Genomic DNA, 1,339 nt, shown 5'->3' with positions numbered 1-1,339 from the left:
GTGCCGTAGGGGTCGGCGAGCGTCTGCGAGGTCGCGAACAGCAGACTCAGGATCCCGACGGACGCCACGATCACGATGAGGGTGGTGCGCAGGCTGGCGCGTTCGGCTTCGACGTCGCGGCGGACGATGACCTCGTGCTCGACGGCGTCGGCCAGCAGCCCGAGCGCCTCCCGGGTGCCGGGGCCGCGGCGGCGGGCGGCCAGGATCAGCGCGCACGCGATCAAGTCGCCGATCGGGTCGTCGAGGTCGTCGGCGAAAGCCCGCAGCGCCTGCTCGGTCCCGGCGTGGTTGTTCAACCGCCCCGCCAGCACCTCCACCTGCGGACGAATTGCCGCAGGGGCGACGCGGAGGCTGTCGGCCAGGGCCTGCTCCAGGCCGCGGCTGGCGCCGATCATTTCTGCGAGCCGCCGCGACCATTGCGCGAGCGCCTCCAGTCGGACGATCCGCCGCTGCGGCGCACGTCCCGACAGCATCGGCGGCAACGCGTACGCACCGGTCGCGACCGCGAGCGCGGCCACCGGCCACCCGGTCAGCAGCAACACCGCCAGCCCGGCACCGACACTGGCCAGCAGCCGATTTCGCCGCCCCGGCCATGCCGGTGAGTGCACGAGCATCTGCAACCGCGATGGCGGACGGCTCTGTCTTGCTGCCGGATTGCTGCCGCGGATTCCGGCGGTGAGCGTGAGGATCCCGGCGGCACCGCACAGGCCGGTGAACGCGACGAGAAGGTCGGTCATGCCCAACCACCACCTACCACCGCAGGGACACCGGCCAGCAGGTCGGGGTCGAAACCGCAAGCGGTCAACTCGTCCAGTAGTGCGGCGCTGACGTGTCCGCACGCCGACGTGGCGCGGCCGTCCTCGCCGGGGACGAAGATGTGGTTGCGGGTCGGCTCGGCTGAATCGGAGGGTGGACCGACTTCCATCACCTGGGAGATGAATCGGTCGTTGCTGACCTTGTCTCGCTGCAGATACACCACCAATGGCTCTGCCAGGCCGAACATCAGATGCAGGTCTTCGGTCGACAGTCCGAGGTCGGCGCGGCGGCCGAGCTGTACCACGCGGTTGAACACGTGCTCGGGACGGTGGACGTGCAGGGTGCACATCGAGCCGCGTGCTCCGGAGTACATGACCTCCAGCATCGATGCGAGCTCGCCGTGCCGTGCCTCGCCCACGATCACTCGATCGGGGTTCAGACGCAGGCACGCCGGCACCAGATCCTGCAATCGCACCTCGCCCGCACCTTCGGCGTTGGCCTGGCGCGCCTCCATCGCGACCACGTCCGGGTGCCGATGCGCCAGGGACGGGTCGTCCAGGAACAGCTCGAAGTCGCTCTCCAG

General features: G+C 69.9%; 2 protein-coding genes. Both read right to left on the bottom strand.

Annotated features, from left to right (window positions below):
• Positions 1-737 (bottom strand): type II secretion system F family protein (locus BJF79_RS39970; RefSeq protein ID WP_075905228.1); only part of this gene is annotated, 737 nt, incomplete at its 3' end.
• Positions 734-1,339: ATPase, T2SS/T4P/T4SS family (locus tag BJF79_RS39965; RefSeq protein WP_187357127.1), on the bottom strand; the 606-nt coding region annotated here is incomplete at its 5' end. The genes BJF79_RS39965 and BJF79_RS39970, both read right to left, overlap by 4 nt.

This window comes from Actinomadura sp. CNU-125 (genome assembly GCF_001942465.1).
In the GTDB taxonomy this organism is placed as follows: domain Bacteria; phylum Actinomycetota; class Actinomycetes; order Streptosporangiales; family Streptosporangiaceae; genus Spirillospora.
Note: the sequence above shows the minus strand (reverse complement) of the source record. Positions and strands in the feature narration are given on the sequence as shown.